Raw genomic sequence first — 21,378 nt, forward strand, 5'->3', positions numbered from 1 at the left:
CGCTCCCTAAGCGCACGGGGTACTGGCGCCCCGGTTATGCCTATTCCGTTGACAGAATACGCATAAAAGTAGTTGTTTTCATTCTTTTTCAATCTAGAGAGTATGCCCTTGTAGTGTAGTTCAATTCCCGCCTTTACAAGCAGGCGGAATAAGCGGGATGAGAATTTCTTCCGACAGGACACTAGCCGATTACCCGCCTGAACGGCGGCAGGGCATCAAGCAACAGCTGGCCGTAACGCCGGCTGACGATCCGACGGTCCAGAATCGACACCCGGCCGGTATCAGATTCCGTTCGCAACAGACGGCCTACCGCCTGCACCAGTTTTATCGAGGCGTCGGGAACGGTGATCTCCATGAAGGGATTGCCCCCGCGGCTGGTCACCCATTCCGCCAGACTGGCCTCAATGGGATCGTCCGGCACGGAGAAAGGCAGGCGGGTGATGATCACATGGTCCAGGTAGCGGCCAGGCAGGTCGATGCCTTCGGCAAAGCTGGCAACACCGAACAGCACTGAGGGCTTGCCGGCATCCACCCGCTCGCAGTGGTGACGCAGGACCTCACCCTTGGACATGTCGTCCTGGGTGGTGATCAGCCCCGGATGGTCCGGCGCCAGCCTGTCCCGTACCGCTATCATCTGACGCCGGGCGGTGAACAGCACCAGAGTGGCCTTTTCCGCTGCCCAGAGTTCGGGAAGCCGCTTGACCAGGGACGCGGTGAAAGCCTCGGTATCCGTCGGCAGCGCATCCATTGGCGGAACTTCCACCGTGGCCATCTCGCCATAGCGAAAGGAGCTGGGCACCACCAGGTACCGGCTTTCTTCCGGCAGCCCTGCCCGGGAGCGCAGGCGGTCAAACCGGCCCAGGGCAGTCAGGGTGGCGCTGGTGAGTACGGCACCAAAGGCGCGGGACCAGAGCCGGGAATACAGCAGGTTATCCGCCAGCACCGGACTGCTGTACAGCGTTATGTCCTCGGCGTGCTCCCAGCGCTGACGTACCGCCCAGCGGGCCGGCGGTGGATTCTTCGGGCGCTCTCCCTCCCTGGGCGGGGGCGCGTTGTCGCACCAGGCGGCCCACAACCGGCTCTGGTCTTCGGCGCGGGCGTGAAAACTGCCCATCACCGGAAACCAGGCCTCGGCGGTTTCCCGGTCAAGTTCGTGGTCCTTGCGCTCGTCAAAAGCCTTCTGCAGTTCATCACTGATGGTGCCCAGGTGACGCACCAGCGCGGCGGTCGCGGCCCGGGTTTCTTCCGCCAGAGCCAGCATCGGTTCCGGCAGCTCCCCCTCCGGATAGCGCCACTGGGCAGGACGCCGCTCATCGGTGAACTCCCACTCCACACTGGTCAGAGCCAGCTCGTGGACCCTGGCCAGGCAGTGGTCCAGCGCCCGTGATGCCTCACTGACCTTATCCACCGTCTTGCCCGCCATCGTGGTGGGCGCCAGCCAGGGCTGAATCTTGCCCAGGGCCTGGGACAGTTGCTTTAGCCACTGGCGGGTACTGTTCAGGGGAACCGACGCGGCAAAGTGATTGAGCGCCTTGTCCGGCAGGTGGTGAGCCTCGTCGAACACATAAAGGGCATTTTCCGGCTCCGGCAGGATCGCCCCGCCACCCAGGGCCAGGTCCGCCAGTACCAGATCATGATTGGCCACGACTACATCGGCGGTTTCCAGCCCCTTGCGGGCATCAAAGAACGCACAGTTATCGAAATAGCTGCAATGCCGGTTGGTGCATTGCCGGTGATCGGTGGTGACCTGTCGCCAGATGTCGTCGGGGATGGTGGTGGGCCAGTGGTCCCGGTCGCCATCCCAGGTGCGGGACCCGTACTGACCCAGCATTTCCTCGAAGAATTCACGGGTACCCGGCTCCTGCTCCCTCTTCTCATCCAGCAGAAACAGGGGCATGGTGTCACTGTCGCCATTACCCTCGTCGTGAAGCCGGCTTTCCAGTCGCGACATGCACAGGTAACGGCCGCGTCCCTTCGCCAGGGTCCAGGTGAACTCCAGGCTGGTGTGCTTTTTCAGGTCGGGGAGGTCCTTGCGGATAATCTGGTCCTGGAGCGCTACCGTGGCGGTGGAGATGACCAGGGTCTTGCCCAAGGCCCGGGCCACCGGGATGGCGGCAATCAGGTATCCCAGGGTTTTGCCCGTACCGGTCCCCGCCTCCACAACGCAGGTTGCGGGCGCCGAAGTACGCTGACCGTCATTCTCCGTGATGTCGCCCATGTACCGGGCGATCTCGGCAATCATCAGGCGCTGGCCGTAGCGGGCCCGGATGCCCTTGCCGGCGAGAACGTCACGATACCCCTGCTGGATCTGGGATTTGACCTCGTCTGTAAGTGCCATTACCGGGGGCTGCTCCAGTCACGAACGACACCCACGCGGAAGCGCTGGCCGTCCATGCTGAGCTCCACTCCCTGTTCGGTGATGAGTTCCACCCGCAACGGGCCGAAGGACTCCCCCATACGCAGTAACCGGTTATTGATCATGACGCTGCGAGCCCATGGGTCATCGGAATAGACGTGGCTGTTGAACACCAGGTCCGGCACCTGTCGCTGGAATGCCATGGGCAGCTCCACAAGATGAGGCACCCTTCCTTCCCACGCTTCGTCGGTCGTGGCGCCATCTGCCTGGTAGGGTGCGCCCCGGACCGTGGGCACAATAACCGTGGGTGCCTCGCTGCGCACGACTTCAGCGGAAACGCCTTCAACTCCGCGGTCACCACTGGCGGCTGTCATGTCTGTCGGCCCGGCCGGATCTTCAGCATCGTCAGCCTTTGCGGGTTCGTCTGCCGCCACCGGTGTCGAAGGCGACACGGCCCTGGCCGGTTCCACGGTTACCGGGACCTCGCCCGCTCCATCGGGGTCCGCTGACCAGAAGCCGTAACCAGGCCAGAACAGAGCCGCCATAACAAACGCATTCACCAGCAGAGCCAGAGCCAGCCAGGCGGCAGCGGGAATACCGCGCTTGCGGTTCCGGTGAATCATACGCATCTGCTGACCCAGATCGGGAACCCGGCCCTGATTGCGCTCCGATTCAGACTTTTTCAATGCTTCGAGGATATAGGACATCGTTGCGCTATCCGGAGCGGGGCTGAAGGGTCTGGGCAGGACCGATGGGCGATACCACCGAATGGGATCCCGGAACGAGGCGGGGAACGCCGGCATCCAGGTCATTGCTCATCTGTATCAGTGTCATGGCACCAATCACACCGTCCTGCTCAAGGCGCTTGACCTTTTGATACCAACGCACCTGTTCGTCCCGAACAAGGCGACTTATCCGCTCGATTTCCCGATCGTCACTGGCGTGCAACCCGACCAGCTGCATCATCCGCGCGCTGAGCCAGACCCCCTTCTGGTACTGCCGTGACAACTCACCGGGATCACCATCCCACGCCATATAGGGTGGCACTTGCCACAATACGGAGTAGTTGCCGAACCAGTAATTCTGAAGTTCACTGAACGAGACCTTTACCGCGCCCTCTGGGGTTTTCAGGGTGGCCTCATCACCATCCAGTCCGACCAGGGTCACATAGGCCGCTCCTCCATCCGGGCCACGCAATTCGAGGACCGCGGGCCGGTTGATTTCTTCCATGCTACGGCGACTGCCCTGCTTGTGCAGGCAGCCCAGGCCTGCCGCGTCCGCGTACTCGCAGGCAAGGGGATAGTCCGTACGATCCCAGGCATGGCCCCAGACCTGGAAAAGTTCCTCATAAGCCTCGGCTGTATTCATCCCGTGCTCAGCAAGGTCGAAATCCTCCAGGTCCGGTACCTGGCTCTCGACCTCACGGATTTCGGCCCGCTCAACAGTACCGGCGGCGGCTGCGCTCTCCACGATCGGACTCCCGGCCCCGATGTCGGCAGTTGGCGCTTCTGGTCCCGCATGCTCCGGACCGTCCACCTGCGGAACGTTTCCCTGATCGTCCGCGGGATCCGCCGTGGCTTCCACGGGAGGCTGGGCTTCGGCCCTCTCGGCACCGGCGTCCCTGCGGGAATCCGTGTAGGCGAACGCCGCCACGGCCACCGCAAGGACCGCCGAAGCCAGGGTCAGATAACGCAATGCCGGTGAAATCCCCGACTCCGACTGGGACCGTGGCCGGCTTCCCACTTCCCTGGCGGCCTCACGGACATGATGTGCCTCGATCTGGTGGAGGCTCTCGCTGTAGGCACCCAGCAGGGCCCGGTCGCTGATCAGGTTGATCAGCCGGGGTACACCCTGGCTCTTGCGAAAGAGCAGCCGGATGGCGGCCGGTGAGAACAGATCCACCTTCACACCGGCAACACCCAGGCGATAATGGAGATATGCGGGAAGCTCATCCCGCTCAAGAGCATCCAGGTGATACCGGGCGGTGACCCGCTGGTTCAGCTGTCTCAGCTCAGGGCGCTCAAGCATTTCCTTCAGTTCGGGCTGACCCAGCAGCACGATCTGCAACAGCTTCTTTTCGGAGGTCTCCAGGTTGGTCAGCAACCGAAGCTGCTCAAGCACTTCGGCCGACAGGTTCTGGGCCTCATCAATCATCAGTACCTGGTGGCGACCGCGGGCATGGGCATCAATCAGGTGCAGGTTAATGCGGTCAACCAGGAGCTTGATGGTGGCATTGTCCGGATATGCGACACCGAATTCATCACACACCGACGCCAGCAGTTCACGTGCGGAAAGCCGGGGATTGAGGATCAGGGCAATGTCGACGTGAGCGGGAACATTTTCAATAAAGCACCGGCTGACCGTGGTCTTGCCGGTGCCAACCTCACCGGTAATGACAATGAACCCGCCCTGCCCCTGGACACCATACATCAAGTGCGCCAGCGCTTCCTTGTGGCGTTCACTGAGATACAGATAGCGGGGGTCCGGCGCGATCGAGAAAGGCGGCTCCCGAAATCCGAAGAAGTCGTAGTACATGGGTATCCAGTCAGCTGACGGCCGGGGTTTCCGGGCCCGTCCTTTTCAGTCGAAGGCCCGCATTCACTCCCGTATCATAACGCCCGGGCCGCGCCACTGTCATCATCGCCACGCCGGCGCGCGACCTGTGTCAGAAATTATCCAGCATGACGTCTTCGTTCCCCTGCTGAAGGAACGGATCCTTGCCGGTGCGACCATCGTTAACCAGGAACTCCCTGCGTTGCAGGTAGGCATTGCGGACAAACACGTAACTGTCGCCGGACAGCATGCCCTCGGCCGAGATCAGGTCCGCACGCTTGTCCACCACCTCGAGAACTAGCGCGTAATAGCGGTCCGGACTCTCGGCGTAGTCGTAGGGCGACGGGAACACAAGACCATCCGTGGCACGACCGGTCAGGTGCCGTGGAGTCGATGGACCCAGGAAGGGCAACATCAGATAAGGTCCCGAGCCCAGGCCCCAGTAGCCCAGGGTCTGACCGAAATCCTCAGGCCGTTTCGGCAAATCAAAGGCCGTGGCCACGTCGATCAGGCCACCAAGGCCGAAGACCGTGTTGTAGGTGAAGCGTCCAGCTGCCACCACAGCGTGCTCCCCCTTCAGCTGCAGCACGCTGTTGATGAAATTGCGCACCTCCTCGAGGTTCTCGAAGAAGTTGGTAACGGCGACGTCCGCGAAGCCCGGAACGACCGTCTGGTAACCCACTGCAGCGGGACGCAGGACATAGTCATCGAAGCCCTGGTTGAAGGCAAATACCTTCCGGTTCCAGTTCTCATAGGGATCGGTGATGGAACTGGCCGTCGAGCCGCTCTCCACCGCCGTGTCCTGGTTTGAGGCTTCCTCACTGTCAGGAGAAGTGGCACAACCTGAAATAAAAATAAGGCTGGTGAGCACCGCCAGCGCAAATCCTGAAGTCCGATCCATGAGCTTTCCTGTTTGGCTCTGTTTAAACAAGGGGTTCGTGGTCTGGTCCGTTTCGGATCAGCGTTTCTTGACCACAACGCTGCCGATGGAATAGCCGGCCCCGAACGAACAGATGACCCCGAGATCCCCACTGCTGAAGTCGTCCTTGTTCAGGTGATAGGCAATGATGGAACCGGCGGAGCTGGTGTTCGCGTATTCGTCGAGAATCACCGGCGCTTCTTCGCGGGTGGCTTCGCGACCCAGGACACGCCTGGAAATCAGCTGGTTCATGTTGAGGTTGGCCTGGTGCAGCCACATGCGCTTGAGGTCATCAGCGCTCATGGACAGGCTTTCCAGGTGAGCCAAAATCAGGTCCGCAACCATGGGCGACACTTCCTTGAACACCTTGCGGCCCTGCTGGACAAACAGCTTGTCCGGTTTGCCGATACCGGACTCATCACCCCGGTTCAGGAACCCGAAATTGTTGCGGATGTTGTTCGAGAACTTGGTTTTCAGGCGGGTTCCGAGTATCTCGAATCCCTGATCCGGTGCCACCTCATCGCTGCGCTCCACCAGCACCGCGGTACAGGCATCGCCAAAAATGAAGTGACTGTCACGGTCACGGAAGTTGAGATGGCCGGAACAGATTTCCGGGTTCACCACCAGAACCGAGCGTGCTGTGCCGTTCTCGATCGCATTCGCTGCGGCCTGGATGCCAAAAGTGGCGGAACTGCAGGCCACGTTCATGTCATAGGCGAAACCGTCGATTCCCAGAGCCTCCTGGACCTCGATGGCAATCGCCGGATAGGCACGCTGGAGGTTGGAGCAGGCAACGATCACCGCATCAACATCCTCCGCCTTGCGACCCGCCTGCTCAAGGGCTTCACGGCAGGCGGCCACCGACATTTCGCACTGGATGGAAGGCTCGTCGTTACTGCGGTCCGGCAGGTTCGGGCACATCCGGTCAGGGTCGAGAATGCCCTCCTTGTCCATGACGTGACGGCTCTTTATACCGGACGCCTTCTCGATGAACTCAACCGAGGACGGCTGCAGAGGCTCCAGCTCCCCCCGGGCGATCTCGGCCTCGTGGCGCTGGTTAAAACGCTCGACATAGGTATTGAAGGCGTCCACCAGCTCCTCGTTGGAGATGCTGGCAGGAGGTGTATACAGTCCGGTACCGGTGATAATGGCGGTAATGCTCACAAATGACCCCGACTTTTCTGATAATTTTGGTGGACAGCGATCCAGCCTGACCCGTGACAAGCGCCGGAAAGTGCGCTTGCGGGAACCGATCCTTTGGCGTGAATGTTATCACAAACCTGCCATTGTGGCCGCCCGTCAGGGACGATGGTCACAATTTCACGGAGTAGCCTGGCACGACCCGCGCGAATCCCTCAATGGACCAGCTCCCACTGGCGATCGAGGCGTTTGACGGAGACCGGCATGGCAGTGCCGAGCTGCTGGGCGAAGAAGGAGACCCTGAACTCCTCGAGCATCCAGCGGTACATGGTCAGCTCCGGGTCCAGCACTCCCTGCCGGCGATGCTGCTCCTGCTTCTGCTGGTAGCGACTCCAGAGCGGCTCCATGGTGTGCAGAAACTCCCGCTCCCGTCCCATTTCACGGGGCATCTTGTCCAGCCGGATATCCGCCGCTTCGAAATAGCGCGGAAAGCAGGCCAGCCAGTCCGGCGGCGTGGCGGCAAGAAAACCCGGATAAACCAGATGTTCCATCTGGAACTTGAGGTCCGCCATGCTGTTGGCGACGGCGAGGCTGATCTTGCCCTTGAGCTGCTTCATCACCCGGTGGTAGCCCTGCATCACTTCGTAAAGCTGTTCGTCAGCCTGCTCCAGCGCTGGCAGGAAATCACCACGAGCCTGCTCGCAGGCACGATCAAAATCGGCCTGGCTGCGAGGCAGTTTCTCGGCGGGTTGGGAGGGACCGCCAAGAAAATGATTGGCGGCGGAGGCAATCAGGAAGTCATCCAGCAACACCTTTGCCTGGCCAACCGGTGCGAACATCAGTGCCGACTGCCTGAAATGACGAAGACGACCGTCGATCCGCTCCAGAGTGTTGCCCAGGCGATTAAGGATCAGCCGGGCGACGGCCCTGCGATGGGCCTCCGCCGACGTCAACGGGTCCAGGAAACGAGTTTCCCGGACCTTATCACCAAGATCTTCCAGCGCCGGGTACACCGTTACCTGCATGCCACCACGATCCGTGTGCAGCGTCGCTGGCAACGCCCCGAACCGCCAGTCCCGGCCCTGTTCCGCAACGCTTTTGCCCTCTTCGGCATCGACCCGGGCCAGGGCCTCTTCCGCCTGTCGTTCCAGCTTCTTCTGGAGTTCGTCAGGATCCCTGCCCTGGGCCATGACCCTGCCACCCTCGCCCACCACCTTCAGATTCATTCGCAGGTGCCTGGGCAGGGAATCCGTGGGCCATTCCTCCGGCGCAATCCGGACGCCGGTCATTCGCCTCAGCTGGTCGGCAAGAGCCGCGGTCAGGGGCTCATTGGAGGGAGTCATGTTCTCGAGGGCCGCATCGACGAAATCGGGCACGGGTACAAAATTACGACGCACCGCCTTTGGCAGGCCTTTTACCAGGGCGATGCATTTCTCACGAACCAGGCCCGGCACCACCCACTCCAGACGGTGACCCGGAAGCTGTTTCAGGGCCATCAGGGGCACCTGGATGGTCACCCCGTCGTCCTCCCCCGTGGGCTCGAAGTTGTAGCTCAGCGGGTAGCTGGCGCCCTGCCATTCCAGTTCGTCCGGATAACGTTCGAGCTCCTGGTAGTCCAGGTCCCGCTGAAGAATGTCCTTTTCCGTGAGTTCCATGGCCTTCAGCTCGGTGGCCGACAGCGACTTCCACCAGCTCTCAAAATGACGGCCACTGACAATCTCCGCAGGCAGACGCTCGTCGTAGAACGCCACCAGCTGCTCGTCGTCCACCAGCAGGTCGCGGCGCCGGGTCTTGTTCTCCAGGCTCTCCACGGTCTCCAGAAGCTCGCGGTTACGCGCGATAAACGGCGCCCTGGTGCGGTAATCGCCTTCCACCAGGGCCCGGCGGATGAACAACCGCCGACACTCCTCCGGATCCACACTGGCGTAAGGCACCCGACGTCCGCTGACTACGTCCAGGCCGTACAGGCTGATCCGCTCGTACGCCATCACCTGGGCACGTTTCTGTTCCCAGTGCGGTTCTGAATAGTGGCGCTTGACCACATGACCAGCCAGGGGCTCGACCCAGTCCGGCTCAATCTTCGCCACCATCCGGGCGAAGACCCGGCTGGTTTCCACAATTTCGGCGGCCAGGATCCACTTGGGAGCCGTCTTGGCCACCTTCGACCCCGGAAAGATCAGCACCTTCCGGTTGCGGGTGGCCAGGTATTCCTTCTTTTCCTGCCTGGTGGCCACCTGCCCCAGCAGGCCGGCCAGAATGGCTTTATGAATGTCCTCATAGCTGGCTGGCTGAGCGTTGATGACGAACTTCTGTTCCCGGCTCAGCAGGGTCAGCTGGCGGTGAACATCCCGCCATTCCCGCATGCGCATCCAGGACAGGAACTGCTTCTTGCAGTACTTGCCAAGCTGATTGGAAGACAGTTCCTGGCGCTGCTCCTCGAAATGGTTCCAAAGGTTCAGCAGCGTGACAAAATCAGACTCCTTGTCGTTCCACTGGCTATGGGCCTGATCCGCGGCCTGCTGCTTGTCCTGGGGCCTTTCCCGGGGGTCCTGAACGCTGAGACCGGCAATCACCACCAGCAATTCCGAGAGACTGCCCGACTCGCTGGCGGTGACCAGCATGCGGGCCAGCCGGGGATCCAGCGGCAGGCGGGCCATGGTTCGGCCAAGGCCGGTAACCTTGCGCCGGTCACTCACCGCCCCCAGTTCTTCCAGCAGTTTGTAACCGTCGTTGATCTGGCGGTTATCCGGCGCCTCCAGGAAGGGAAAGTGGCGGATGTCGCCCAGGCCCAGCGTCACCATCTGAAGGATGACGGAGGCAAGATTGGTGCGCAGTATTTCGGGGTCGGTATACTCGTCCCGACTGAGGAAGTCCGCCTCGTCGTATAACCGGAAGCAGATACCCGGAGCTACCCGGCCGCATCGGCCGGCCCTCTGGTTGGCGCTGGCCTGGGAAATCGCCTCAACGGGCAGGCGCTGGATTTTCGAGCGCACCGAGTAACGGCTGATCCGGGCCTGCCCCGTGTCGATCACGTAACGGATCCCCGGCACTGTCAATGAGGTTTCCGCGACGTTGGTGGCCAGCACGATGCGTCGGCCCCGATGGGCCTGGAACACCCGGTTCTGTTCCTTGGCGCTCAGCCTGGAATACAGTGGCAGCACCTCGGTATGCCTGAGATCAGCGTGGCGCAGCTGCTTGCTCAGTGAACGGATTTCCCCTTCCCCCGGCAGGAAGACCAGAACGTCACCAGGGGGTTTCTTTTCACTACGCTCATGGTCCTCGATTTCCTCCACCGCCGCCACGACGGCCTCGCCCCACCCCAGGTCCCGTTCCTCGGCGTCGCCGGCCAGGGGGCGATAACGCATTTCCACCGGAAAGGTACGGCCCGAGACCTCGATCACCGGCGCCCTGTCGAAGTATTCGCTGAAGCGCTCCACTTCAATGGTGGCCGATGTAATGATGACCTTCAGGTCCGGGCGACGGGGAAGCAGCTGTTTCAGGTAACCCAGAAGAAAATCGATGTTGAGGCTGCGCTCGTGGGCTTCATCGATAATGAGAGTGTCGTAGGCATCCAGGAACCGGTCATGCTGGACTTCCGCCAGCAGGATGCCGTCCGTCATGACTTTCAGCCGGGTCTGTTCGGAAGTGGTGTCCGTGAACCGGATCTGGTAGCCCACCTGGTTGCCCTGCTCCGGCCCCAGCTCCTCAGCGATCCGGGTCGAGACGCTGCGGGCGGCGATCCGTCGGGGCTGGGTATGGCCGATCAGGCCGCGGGTCCCGCGCCCGGCGTTCATGCAGATCTTGGGCAGCTGGGTGGTTTTCCCGGATCCGGTCTCCCCCGCTACAATGATGACCTGATGCTTTTCCAGGGCCTCCCGGATATCGTCCACGCGCTCGGCAACAGGCAACCCCGCCGGAAAACTTGCAGGCCGGTGGGAAGCCCGCCTCGCTTCGACTTTCTGCTCACCATCGTTCAGCCAGCGGCTGATCCGGGCAAGATCGGCCGCCGTGGGCCTGTTCCGGGTTTTTGCCAGCAGGCGCAGAATGCGGGCGGCTTCGCGCTGATTGCAGTCACCAAGACGCTGACGGATGGCGTCCGGGTCCGCGGGGATGGCAGGGCTGGTGGAATCGGGGCCGGAAGGGCTTGTGCTCATGAATTACCCAGTTGCTGAATTTTGCGCCGCCATTGTACCGGATGCGGGGCCGTGAAACGAAAAAAGCCCTGCCGGAGCAGGGCTTTCAGAAACCACCGCGAGGCGGTTTACTGGTGCTTTTTCAGCTCTTCATCGCGGAGCTCGCGGCGCAGGATCTTGCCCACGTTGGTCTTGGGCAGCTCCTCCCGGACCTCAAAGGTCTTGGGCACCTTATAGGCGGTCAGCCGCTCGCGACAGAACTCCTTCAGTTCGTCATCCTTCAGGCTGGGATCGGAAGGTACCAGGAACACCTTGACCGCTTCGCCGCTCTTCTCATCCGGAATACCCACTGCGGCACATTCAAGAACCTTCGGATGGCTGCTTACCACGTCTTCCACTTCATTGGGATACACGTTGAAGCCGGACACAATGATCATGTCCTTCTTGCGGTCCACAATGCGGATGTAGCCATCTTCCTGAATCAGCGCCACATCGCCGGTTTTCAGATAGCCGTCCTCAGTAAAGGACTTCTGGGTTTCCTCGGGCCGCTGCCAGTACCCGCGCATGACCTGGGGACCCTTTACGCACAGCTCGCCGGCTTCGCCAAGAGGCAGGTCCTTGCCATCCTCATCGATCGTCTTACAGATGGTGTTGCAGATGGGCAGGCCGATGGTACCCAGCTGGATGGCACTGGGCGGATTGAACGTCACCACTGGTGAGGTTTCCGTCAGGCCGTAACCTTCACTGATCTCGACACCGGTGATTTCCTGCCAGCGCTTGGCGGTAGCACTGGTCAGTGCCATGCCGCCCGAGGAGGTCATTTTCAGGTGGCTGAAATCCAGCTTGCGGAAATCCTCGTTGGCCATCAGGCCGTTGAACAGGGTATTGAGTCCCACGAAGGACGTGAACTTGTGGTTCTTCAGTTCCTTCACGAAGGCCGGAATATCCCGCGGATTCGGAATCAGGATGTTGTGGCCGCCGGCCTCCAGCATGATCCCGCAATTCAGGGTAAAGGAATAGATGTGGTACAGGGGCAGCGGCGCGATCATCACCTCCTCCCCTTCCACGACCTTGTCTTCCAGCAGCGGCCGGGTCTGCAGCAGGTTGGCCACAAGGTTGCCATGAGTCAGCATGGCGCCCTTGGCGACGCCGGTGGTGCCACCCGTGTACTGCAATACTGCCAGGTCATCCTGGGTGGGCTGGGCCGGATTGAGCTTTTCCTTGGCACCGGCGGCCAGAACTGCCGGCAGCTTGTGGGCCTGAGGCAGATTGTAGGCAGGCACCATCTTTTTCAGGTGCTTCACGGCGGCGTTCATCAGGGTGCGCTTGAGCGGAGAGTGCATATCCGCCAGCTCGGTCACGATCACATGTTCGATGCCGGTATGGGGAAGCACTTTCTCCGCGTTGGCAGCCATATTGGCAAGAATCACCAGGGCCTTGGCACCGGAATCGTTGAACTGGTGCTCCATCTCGCGGGTGGTGTACAGGGGGTTGGTGTTAACCACCACGAGGCCCGCCCGCATGGCGCCATAGACCACCACGGGGTACTGGGTGAGGTTCGGCATCTGGACCGCAATGCGATCGCCGGGCTTGAGGTTGGTCTTGTTCTGCAGCCAGGCCGCAAAGTCACGGGCAAGTTCGTCAAGCTGCTTGTAGGTCAGGGTCACACCGACCGCTGAAAAGGCCGGCTTGTCCGCGAATTTCTTGACCGACTTGTCAAACACATCAACCATGCTCTTGTACTGGTTGAGATCAACATTGCGGGGCACGCCGGGTGGGTACTTGTCCTGGTAAAACTGTTCAAGGTCCATCGCACCTTCTCCTGTAACATTATGATTATAGTTAACAGCCCTGTGGCGGTTGCCGCCTCTGTGTAGCGCCAGCACCCAGGACCGCTGCAGCATGTCGGGATACCATCCAGCCTGAGCCCCACCGGAACGAACGCCGGCGAAAAAACAAGCAGACCAAAGTATCAGCCTTGGAAGAAGTGCGAGAATACCAGTTTTGATTGTTTTCAGGTAGTTCCAGACATTGCCTGGGAGAAAAGCCTGACCCGATTGTGACGGTTTTCGCGTAAAGCTGTCGGCTATTTTTACAGTTCGTTGGGCGGGACCGGACGGGGAGCCGGGAAGAAGATCAAAAGACACTGATTTAAAGGGCGATTCCCGTTATCGGCAAAGTCTTTGCTGACAGTATGGTGACGCAGGTGCTTACTGGAGGTGCCTCGCGTTAAATGCCGAGCTTGGCCGATACACCCTCAACCGTGTATCGGCTTTTTTTTGGATGCCGAAACGGGAGCACTGATGACAGACATCCGCCGGCAAACCGCCAGGGTCGACCGAAAGGGCCAGCCCCCGTATACCGCGCGAGGTTCCTTCTCGCAAACCGGGACCTGACATAAGAGCCTCGAAAGGCTCACGGCGGATTGAAGCACAGGGACAGATTAACTGAAAATTTCATATAGTTTAGCAGATACAAAAAAGCCCGGGGATGATCCCGGGCTGTCTCTGGGGTGATTACGTCAGGAGTGGTCTGTGACTGTGGTCACGGCGGGCTTACTTGCTGAGATACCGCATGGCGGATTCCAGCCCCTCAATGGTCAGGGGATACATGTGGTCTCCCACCAGCTGGCGGGTTATCCCCAGGGAACCACCCCTTCCCCAGTAACTTTCCGGCAAGGGGTTGAGCCACACGACCTTGCGGAAATGTTCATTCACCCGCTGGAACCAGGTTGCTCCCGCTTCCTCGTTCCAGTGCTCGATGGAGCCTCCGGGATGCGTGATCTCGTAAGGGGCCATGGTGGCGTCCCCGATGAAAATCACCTTGTAGTCGGAACTGTACTTGTGAAGGATGTCCCAGACCGGTGTGGTCTCGTTCAGACGACGCACATTCTTGGTCCAGACCGCTTCGTAGATGAAGTTATGGAAGTAGAAATACTCCATGTGCTTGAACTCCATCCTGGCGGCTGAGAACAGCTCCTCGCAGACCCGCACGTGGGGATCCATGGAACCGCCCACATCGAAAAACAGGAGTACCTTCACCGCATTGTGGCGCTCAGGAACCATTTTCAGGTCGAGATAACCAGCGTTGCGGGCGGTGGACCGAATGGTGTCGTCAAGGTCAAGCTGGTCCGCGGCCCCCTGGCGGGCAAACTTGCGCAACCGGCGCAGGGCCACCTTGATGTTACGGATACCCAGGGTGATGCTGTCGTCGAGATCGCGGAACTGGCGCTTTTCCCAGACCTTCACCGCCCGGCCGTGGCGACCCTCGTTCTGACCGATGCGAAAGCCCTCCGGGTTGTAACCATTGGCGCCAAACGGAGAGGTACCGCCGGTGCCGATCCACTTGTTACCGCCCTGGTGCCGCTCCTTCTGCTCTTCCATCCGTTTTTTGAAGGTGTCGATAAGCTCTTCGAGGCCCCCCAGGGATTCGATCTGGGCCTTCTCCTCCTCGGTGAGCTGCTTCTCGAACTCGGCCCGCAACCAGTCATCCGGGATCAGCGCTTCCATTAGCTCATCCAGGTTCTCGATACCCTTGAAATAGGCCTCGAAGGCGCGGTCGAACTTGTCGAAATGGCGCTCGTCCTTCACCAGGCATAACCGCGCCAGGTAATAGAACTCCTCCATATCGGCGAAAGCGATGCGCTTTTGCAGCGCCTCCAGCAGGTCCAGGTATTCGCGCAGACTGGCGGGTACCTTCGCCGCGCGAACTTCCATGAAAAAATCTATCAGCATGGCGTCCTCCCAAAAGAGGCCGTTGAATCAATGGTCCGCCGGGACAGCCCCCTGCCCCGGACGCCCTGCATCACTTCCTGCGACGTGCCATGAAGGCGAGCTTCTGGAGCAGGTGCACGTCCTGCTCGTTCTTGACAAGAGCGCCGTACAGGGGAGGCAGCGCGCTGCTGGTATCCTTCTCCTGGAGCATCTTGCGGGACAGGTCGTCCGCCATGAGCAGCTTCAGCCAGTCAATCAGCTCGGATGTGGAGGGCTTCTTCTTCAGGCCCGGAACCTTGCGGACATCGAAGAACACCTCCAGGGCATCACGGACAACTTCCTGCTGGATGTTGGGAAAGTGGACATCCACGATGGTCTGCATGGTGTCGTGCTCCGGGAACGAGATGTAGTGGAAGAAGCAGCGGCGCAGGAAGGCGTCCGGTAATTCCTTCTCGTTGTTACTGGTAATCACCACGATCGGACGATGCTTAGCCTTGACGAACTCCTGAGTCTCGTAAACGTAAAACTCCATTCGGTCCAGTTCAAGCAGCAGGTCGTTGGGGAATTCGATGTCGGCCTTGTCGATCTCGTCGATGAGCAGCACCACCGGTTCATCCGTTTCGAAGGCTTCCCAGAGCTTGCCCTTGACGATGTAGTTACGGATATCCTTGACCTTCTCGTCCCCCAGCTGGGAGTCCCGCAGGCGGGAAACCGCATCGTACTCGTACAGGCCCTGCTGGGCTTTGGTGGTGGACTTGATGTGCCATGGAATCAGCCTGAGGCCAAGACCGGCAGCCATCTCCTCGGCCAGGAGGGTTTTACCGGTACCCGGCTCACCCTTGATCAGCAGCGGGCGCTGCAAGGCAACCGCCGCGTTCACCGCCATCTGCAAGTCTTCAGTGGCTACGTATTTTTCGGTACCGGTAAACTTCATGATCTGTTCCTATCAGTTAAAAGTGGGAGCTACACATCGGGGCCTCGCGATAACGCCCTGTCGTCAGGTGCCCGGTGCTATTCGGTGATGATCGACGAGTATAGATTTTTTACCCCTGTTTGATAAGCATGCAAAGGTTATCACTTCCTGTCGCTGTCGATGCGCCTGTCCTTCTGACCCGTATCCTCCTCATCGTCGGCTTCCAGGTCGGGCAGGTCATCGATGTCGGAGAGATCGAAATCTTCGAGACCGAACTCGTCGTCATCGTCCTGATTTTCGTCCAGAAGGCTGTCGTCGAAGTCCTCCAGGCCCGGGTCTTCGTCGCGGCTAGCTTCAGGCTCATCCCCGCCTGCGCCCTTCAAAGGCTCCTCAAGAACATCGGAGGTCTCGTCCAGCTGCGGGACATCCGATTCATCGACCTCAGCGGTTTGCTCTGCAGGGGTCCCGGTCGCTTCCGCCGGCGGTTCCATCTCTGACGTCGACTCATCCTCCTGTTCCGGTAACTGGCTGGCTGCCAGAGGATCAGCGGCATCATCGGCCCTGGGTTCGGGACTCTCCGCGAGTCCATCGGTTTCGCTCAGTTCCTCCTCCATGGCAACCGGAGGTTCCGGCTCCGGTTCTGGTTCCGGCTCCGGTTCTGGCTCTGGTTCCGCACCGGCAGCGGCCCGAGCCGTTGCGTTTTCCTCGTCGGCGGGCTCTGTTGACCTGCGCCTGCGCCTCCACCAGAGCATGAGTGCCAGGACTGCGATCAGCGCCGTTGCGCCCCCCGCCAACCAGGGCCACCAGGCGGCAAGACGGTCTGACAATGACGGCGACGTGTCAGGCGTGGACTCTTTCCCGGCCTCGGGTGAGGCCACGGTGTCGGGAGTGGACACGGCTTCGGGCTCGCTCGCCGGCTCTTCCACCAGGCTCAGGTCGACCGGGCCGGACCCTGACTCCGGCGCGACCGGCTCCTCCTCCGGAGTCACTGACGGTGCCGGTTCCTCCCCCGCTGGGGAAAGTGGGGCTTCCGCCGGCGGCGCGGGCACCTGATCGCCCTCGGGCGCCGCCAGCGTCAGGGTCTGTCGGTACTTCCGGGAAAAGGTCTCTCCGTCAGCCTCCAGCTCCAACAGGTACTGACCCGGTTCCGGCAAGCGGGCAATGGTATCGCGATAGATGCCCGACTCGGGAGGACGCTCGCCGCTCAGGACACGGGTGCCCCGGCGACCATCCTCCGTGGTCATGCTCAGGCTGACTGTAATAACGCCGAGAAAGTCCGGGTCGGTAATACGCTGACCCTCCTCGGTGAACCAGGCCTCAACCTCGACGTCCTGCCCCATGTCGAACCGTGCCGGTATCGGTGCCACCTGCAAGCGCAGATTGCTGACGACCGTCACGCGGCTGCCCTCCCCCAGGGTACCTTCCACCTGCCACTCCCCCGGCATGGGCCCGGAGACGGTGATCAGGTCATAACCGGGCTCACGGGCCCAACGGATGTTTTCCGGCAGCTGGGCGGCGCCGTGGCGCCCGCCGGAGGGATCGATCAGTTCAAGCTGGCGCCTCTCCGGCCCGGTCTCACTGAAGATCAGGGCAGTGAATTCCTCGACTCCGCCGTCCACCTGGAAACGGTTGTTCTCCAGCGGTACCTCGTTGGCGGGAACCGCCTGGCCCAGGGTATCGGCAAAGATCCGGCTCAGTTCATCCGCGGAATCCGCCACCCTGGCAACGCCGCCGGTCACATCTGCGATGGCGCCCAGCAAGTCCAGGTCAGCCTCGGAAGAGAGCGCGATGGTGTGGATGGTCAGCCCGGCATCGGCGAGCCTGGGAACCAGTTCATTGAGGATGCGATTCCGCTCCTGGTCGTTGGCGGAGGCACTGGGGGAAATGTCCACCTTGCCATCGGTCAGCAGAATCATATGAGTGCCGGACAGGTCCCTCTCCGGGGCAAGCCAGGAATCGCTGGCGGTCTCGATGGCGGCGCCGAGGTTGGTCCGCTGGGCTATGGAGTTGATATCGTCCGAGCGTTCCACCAGGGTGTCGCGGAGTTCCGGTGACAGGGTATCGTGGGGGACCAGCATGTTCACGAGACGACCGAACGTCCACAGGCCGACGTGGGTGTTTTCAGGTAGCAGCCGGGCAATCAGCCTGACCGCGGGTCGACGCAGATTGTCGGGATCGTTAAGCTTCATGCTGCCGGAAATATCCACTACCAACCGCACGTCCCGTGCCGGCTGGTAGTGGCCCTCCCGGGCACCCTCCTGAGCGGATAACGGCGAAAATACAAACGCCAGAAACAGGTATAGCGCCAGGGTCAGTTTCTTCGACAGCATGAAAAGATCCTCGCGAAAGGTCCGCCTTTACCGGCGGGTGAAGCGATACCGCACCAGATCCAGAATCCAGACCAGCGCCATGATCAGGGCGGCGACCCCCATGTTGAAGTAAGCCCGGGCAGCCTCGGAGGGATCTCCCATGAGGGTTTCGTAGCCGCCGAAGAGCCAGGCGGGAACCCACCAGCCATCCACCACAGTCGACTGGACCGGCGTGGCAATAACAACAATCAGAAGAGCCTTGACCAGGGTCCGCAGTCCATAAAGAGGGATCCACCGGATCAGCCTCGACATGGCCCAGTAGAACAGAACGAAACCCACCACATAAATGCCCCAGAACAGGGCGTAGGCGGTTTGCGTTTCGGCGTCGAGGCCGGCAATTACCATTGATTCAACCATAGGAGTCGATGCTTCCCTCACAGTACCCAATGAATAATATGTTCTTCCCAGTCATCTTCCGGAACCTGATCGGCCGGAATGACCCGGTGACCCATGGAGACACCGGCTTCATGAACGGAATCCGGCGAACCCGACAGCAGCGGATGCCAGTGCGGCAGGGGGCGTCCCTCCGCCAGGGTCCGATAGGCACAGGTCTGCGGCAGCCAGTGGAACTCATCGATGTTTTCCGGCGTCAGCACCACGCACTCCGGGACCACCTGCTGCCGGTTCCGGTAGCTGGTGCAGCGGCAGGTCTGGGTGTTCATCTGGCTGCAGGCCAGGTCGGTGTAGTAGACCTCACCGGTGTCCGCGTCTTCCAGCTTGGTCAGGCAGCACTTCCCGCAGCCGTCGCAAAGCGACTCCCATTCACTGGCGGACATTTCGTCCAGGCGCTTGCGCTGCCAGAAGGGGATCTGTGCGCTCACGCGCCGAAATCCTTGAGTTTTTCCTTGAAGGCAACGAGGTAACTATCGGCTTTTTCAGGAAGCTGGAGATAGTAATCCTTCTCGGCGATCGCCTCCAGCACTTCCCGACCGGTGGTCCGGGCCAGCTTGCGGTCCGGGGTCAGCACCAGGTCCAGCGAATGCACCGGATTGCCGAAAATTTCCCGCAGTGACTCCGGCAACTCGTTCCATTGCTGGCCCCTCCGGGTGTAGAGGTAGGTGTCCTGCCGCCGACTGCTGCGGAATACGGATACGAAGGTTTTCTCACTCATTGTTGTCGGCTCGTTCGTCAAGCAGGGTTCTGATGTCATCGAGTACCGGCGCGAGCACCTTGCCCCGCCACCCCGAAGCAAACGCTTCCAGGGCCTCGGGAGCGCGGGCACCGGCTCTCAGCAAGGCTTCCAGTTTCTTCCTCGGCGCCAGCAGTTCCACCGGTACGTCCCATTGGTCGGCGGCGCCGGCCATTTGCTTTTTCACCTTGCGGTAAAGCTCCTGCTGGGGACGGGTCAGGGGGCGGTCGATCAGCGGATCCGGCTCGCCACCCGACTCCAGCGCCTCCCGTATCACCGCAAGAAGGGTATCTCCGAAACGACGGACCACCACCGGGGGAACCCCCTCGACGGCTGCCAGGGCCCCGGTGTTTTCCGGCAGCCGGTCGGCGATGTTGATAAGGGCGGCGTCCGCGAGCACCCGGTTACGGGGCCGGTCACGACGGCGGCACTCCTCTTCACGCCAGGCCACGAGGGCCTTCAGGACCTGTTGACTGGATCCGGCCAGGTGCCAGCCACCACGGAGCTTGAGGTAGGCATCCCCGGGCTCCGAAAAGGCCAGAAGATCCATGGCGAACCGATCCGACTCCTCAGACAGGGCACCGGACAGGCCACGCTCCCGTAGCCTGTCGGCAATCCATTGGTACAGCGGCGCCAGAAAGCGGACATCGTCCAGGGCGTAACGTTGCTGGGCGTCACTCAGGGGTCTGGCGAGCCAGTCTGAACGTGTCGCGGACTTGTCCAGGGTTTCCCCGAAAATCTGTTCCACGATCCGGGCATAACCCACGGAAAACCCGGCGCCCGCCAGGGCTGCGCCCAGCTGCAGGTCCAGCAGCCCCCGCGGCTCCAGAGCCAGCCAGTGGCGGAACAGTTCGAGATCCTCTCCCATGGCGTAGAGCAGTTTGGGCCGCCCGGGATCGGCCAGCGTCTCCCGGAACCGGGCTGACTCGACGGCAACGGAGGGTTCTGCCAGTCGCAGCGAATCCCCGGCACCCAGCTGGACCAGCCCGGGAATCGGATAGAACGTGGACACCCGTTCAAACTCGGTATCCAGCGCCAGCGGCTCATGCTGATATTCCGCCAGCCAGGCGTCCAGTGCATCAACGCTCTCAAGCCATTTTGGTTCGGCGGGAACGGGGTAAGGTGGCGCCAGGGGTGTAGCGAGAGTCATGTAGGGTCTCAGTCTGCCAGCGGTTTGCGGCCCCGGAAGGCGTGGGTCAGGGTAAAGCCGTCGACGTAACCCAGCTCGCCACCGACAGGAATCCCGTGGGCAAGCCGGGTTGTCAGCACGCCGGCACCATCCAGCCGGTCGGCAATGTAATGGGCCGTGGCCTCGCCTTCAACGGTGGGGTTGGTGGCCAGGATGAGTTCGGTTACGCCCTCCTCGCTCACCCGCCGCAACAACAGCTCAATACCGATGTCTTCCGGTCCGATGCCGTCAATCGGCGAAAGGTGCCCCATCAGTACGAAGTAGCCACCACGGTAGTCACCCGCCTGCTCGATGGCCAGCAGATCCGAGGGGCTCTCCACCACGCACAGCGTACCGGTCTGGCGATCGGACTGTTCGCAGATGGGACACACGGGAGTATCGGAAAAATTCTGGCAGCGCTCACAGCGACGCACTCCCGTCATGGCTGCCGACAACGACCCCGCAAGCCGCTCTCCGCCCGCCCTGCCTTTTTCCAGGAGGTGGAACGCCATACGCTGGGCGGTTTTCTGACCGACACCGGGCAGGCATCTGAGGGACTCAACCAGTTCATCTACCAGAGGGCTGAAAGCCATCCATACTCCTGCACATCAAGCTCAAGGAAATGACGTATTACTTACCCATCGGCAGTCAGAACGGCATCTTGAATCCGGGCGGCAGCCCCAGGCCGGACATCATACCCGACATGCGCTCTTTCTGGTCCTCTTCCACCCGACGCACCGCGTCATTGATGGCCGCCGCCAGAAGGTCCTCGAGAACCTCCTTCTCCTCGGTCAGCAGGGAATCATCGATATCCACCTTGCGGACGTCATGGCGCCCGTTCATGGTGACCTTGATCAGGCCGGCACCGGACTCACCCGTGACCTCGGCCTTTGCGGATTCCTCCTGGGCCTTCTGCATCTGCTCCTGCATCTGCTGGGCCTTTTTCATCATATCGCCCATACCGTTCATCATGCTTTCCCCTCAA

16 protein-coding genes are annotated in these 21,378 nt (G+C 61.0%); all 16 read right to left on the reverse strand.

The genetic code is table 11. From position 1 onward, the window contains the following. Positions 1-181: 181 nt before the first annotated feature. Positions 182-2,338 carry an ATP-dependent DNA helicase DinG gene (gene dinG, locus BM346_RS02760; protein ID WP_092008762.1) on the reverse strand — a complete coding sequence of 719 codons (2,157 nt, stop codon included), beginning with the start codon at positions 2,336-2,338 and terminating at the stop codon, positions 182-184. Continuing rightward, on the reverse strand, positions 2,338-3,063 hold the full coding sequence (locus BM346_RS02765; RefSeq protein ID WP_092008763.1) for a general secretion pathway protein GspB: 726 nt from the start codon (positions 3,061-3,063) through the stop codon (positions 2,338-2,340). Before BM346_RS02765 ends, dinG begins: the two co-directional genes overlap by 1 nt. Positions 3,064-3,070: 7 nt before the next feature. Beyond that, entirely contained in the window at positions 3,071-4,891 is a 1,821-nt protein-coding gene (locus BM346_RS02770; protein ID WP_092008764.1) for an ExeA family protein, read from the reverse strand. Between the two features lie 130 nt (positions 4,892-5,021). Continuing rightward, complete coding sequence (locus BM346_RS02775) at positions 5,022-5,810, reverse strand: MlaA family lipoprotein (RefSeq protein WP_092008765.1); 789 nt, start codon at positions 5,808-5,810, stop codon at positions 5,022-5,024. Positions 5,811-5,867: 57 nt separating this feature from the next. After that, on the reverse strand, positions 5,868-6,986 hold the full coding sequence (locus BM346_RS02780; RefSeq protein WP_092013233.1) for a beta-ketoacyl-ACP synthase III: 1,119 nt from the start codon (positions 6,984-6,986) through the stop codon (positions 5,868-5,870). Between the two features lie 197 nt (positions 6,987-7,183). Then, entirely contained in the window at positions 7,184-11,122 is a 3,939-nt protein-coding gene (gene hrpA / locus BM346_RS02785; protein ID WP_174805169.1) for an ATP-dependent RNA helicase HrpA, read from the reverse strand. A gap of 107 nt (positions 11,123-11,229) precedes the next feature. Further along, the gene (locus BM346_RS02790) at positions 11,230-12,912 is read right to left on the reverse strand and encodes an AMP-binding protein (RefSeq protein WP_092008766.1); all 1,683 of its coding nucleotides are present in this window, start codon (positions 12,910-12,912) and stop codon (positions 11,230-11,232) included. Positions 12,913-13,656: 744 nt separating this feature from the next. Beyond that, positions 13,657-14,835 (reverse strand): vWA domain-containing protein, encoded by a 1,179-nt coding sequence (locus BM346_RS02795; RefSeq protein WP_092008767.1) that lies wholly within the window; start codon positions 14,833-14,835, stop codon positions 13,657-13,659. Between the two features lie 70 nt (positions 14,836-14,905). After that, complete coding sequence (locus BM346_RS02800; RefSeq protein ID WP_092008768.1) at positions 14,906-15,748, reverse strand: AAA family ATPase; 843 nt, start codon at positions 15,746-15,748, stop codon at positions 14,906-14,908. Between the two features lie 140 nt (positions 15,749-15,888). After that, positions 15,889-18,057, reverse strand: a complete 2,169-nt coding sequence (locus tag BM346_RS02805) for a VWA domain-containing protein (RefSeq protein ID WP_092008769.1) — start codon at positions 18,055-18,057, stop codon at positions 15,889-15,891. A gap of 27 nt (positions 18,058-18,084) precedes the next feature. Next, the gene (locus BM346_RS02810; RefSeq protein ID WP_174805168.1) at positions 18,085-18,453 is read right to left on the reverse strand and encodes a hypothetical protein; all 369 of its coding nucleotides are present in this window, start codon (positions 18,451-18,453) and stop codon (positions 18,085-18,087) included. A gap of 17 nt (positions 18,454-18,470) precedes the next feature. Next, a complete protein-coding gene (locus BM346_RS02815) occupies positions 18,471-18,917 on the reverse strand; it encodes a YcgN family cysteine cluster protein (RefSeq protein ID WP_092008770.1) in 447 nt (148 codons plus the stop codon). Further along, on the reverse strand, positions 18,914-19,207 hold the full coding sequence (locus BM346_RS02820; protein ID WP_092008771.1) for a YcgL domain-containing protein: 294 nt from the start codon (positions 19,205-19,207) through the stop codon (positions 18,914-18,916). The genes BM346_RS02815 and BM346_RS02820 overlap by 4 nt, the downstream gene beginning before the upstream one ends. Continuing rightward, on the reverse strand, positions 19,200-20,375 hold the full coding sequence (locus BM346_RS02825) for a ribonuclease D (RefSeq protein WP_092008772.1): 1,176 nt from the start codon (positions 20,373-20,375) through the stop codon (positions 19,200-19,202). Before BM346_RS02825 ends, BM346_RS02820 begins: the two co-directional genes overlap by 8 nt. An 8-nt stretch (positions 20,376-20,383) precedes the next feature. Then, on the reverse strand, positions 20,384-20,986 hold the full coding sequence (gene recR, locus BM346_RS02830) for a recombination mediator RecR (protein ID WP_092008773.1): 603 nt from the start codon (positions 20,984-20,986) through the stop codon (positions 20,384-20,386). Positions 20,987-21,041: 55 nt separating this feature from the next. After that, on the reverse strand, positions 21,042-21,365 hold the full coding sequence (locus BM346_RS02835) for a YbaB/EbfC family nucleoid-associated protein (RefSeq protein ID WP_092008774.1): 324 nt from the start codon (positions 21,363-21,365) through the stop codon (positions 21,042-21,044). Between the last annotated feature and the right edge of the window lie 13 nt (positions 21,366-21,378).

Origin of the sequence: Marinobacter daqiaonensis (assembly GCF_900115285.1) — a bacterium.
Taxonomy (GTDB): domain Bacteria; phylum Pseudomonadota; class Gammaproteobacteria; order Pseudomonadales; family Oleiphilaceae; genus Marinobacter; species Marinobacter daqiaonensis.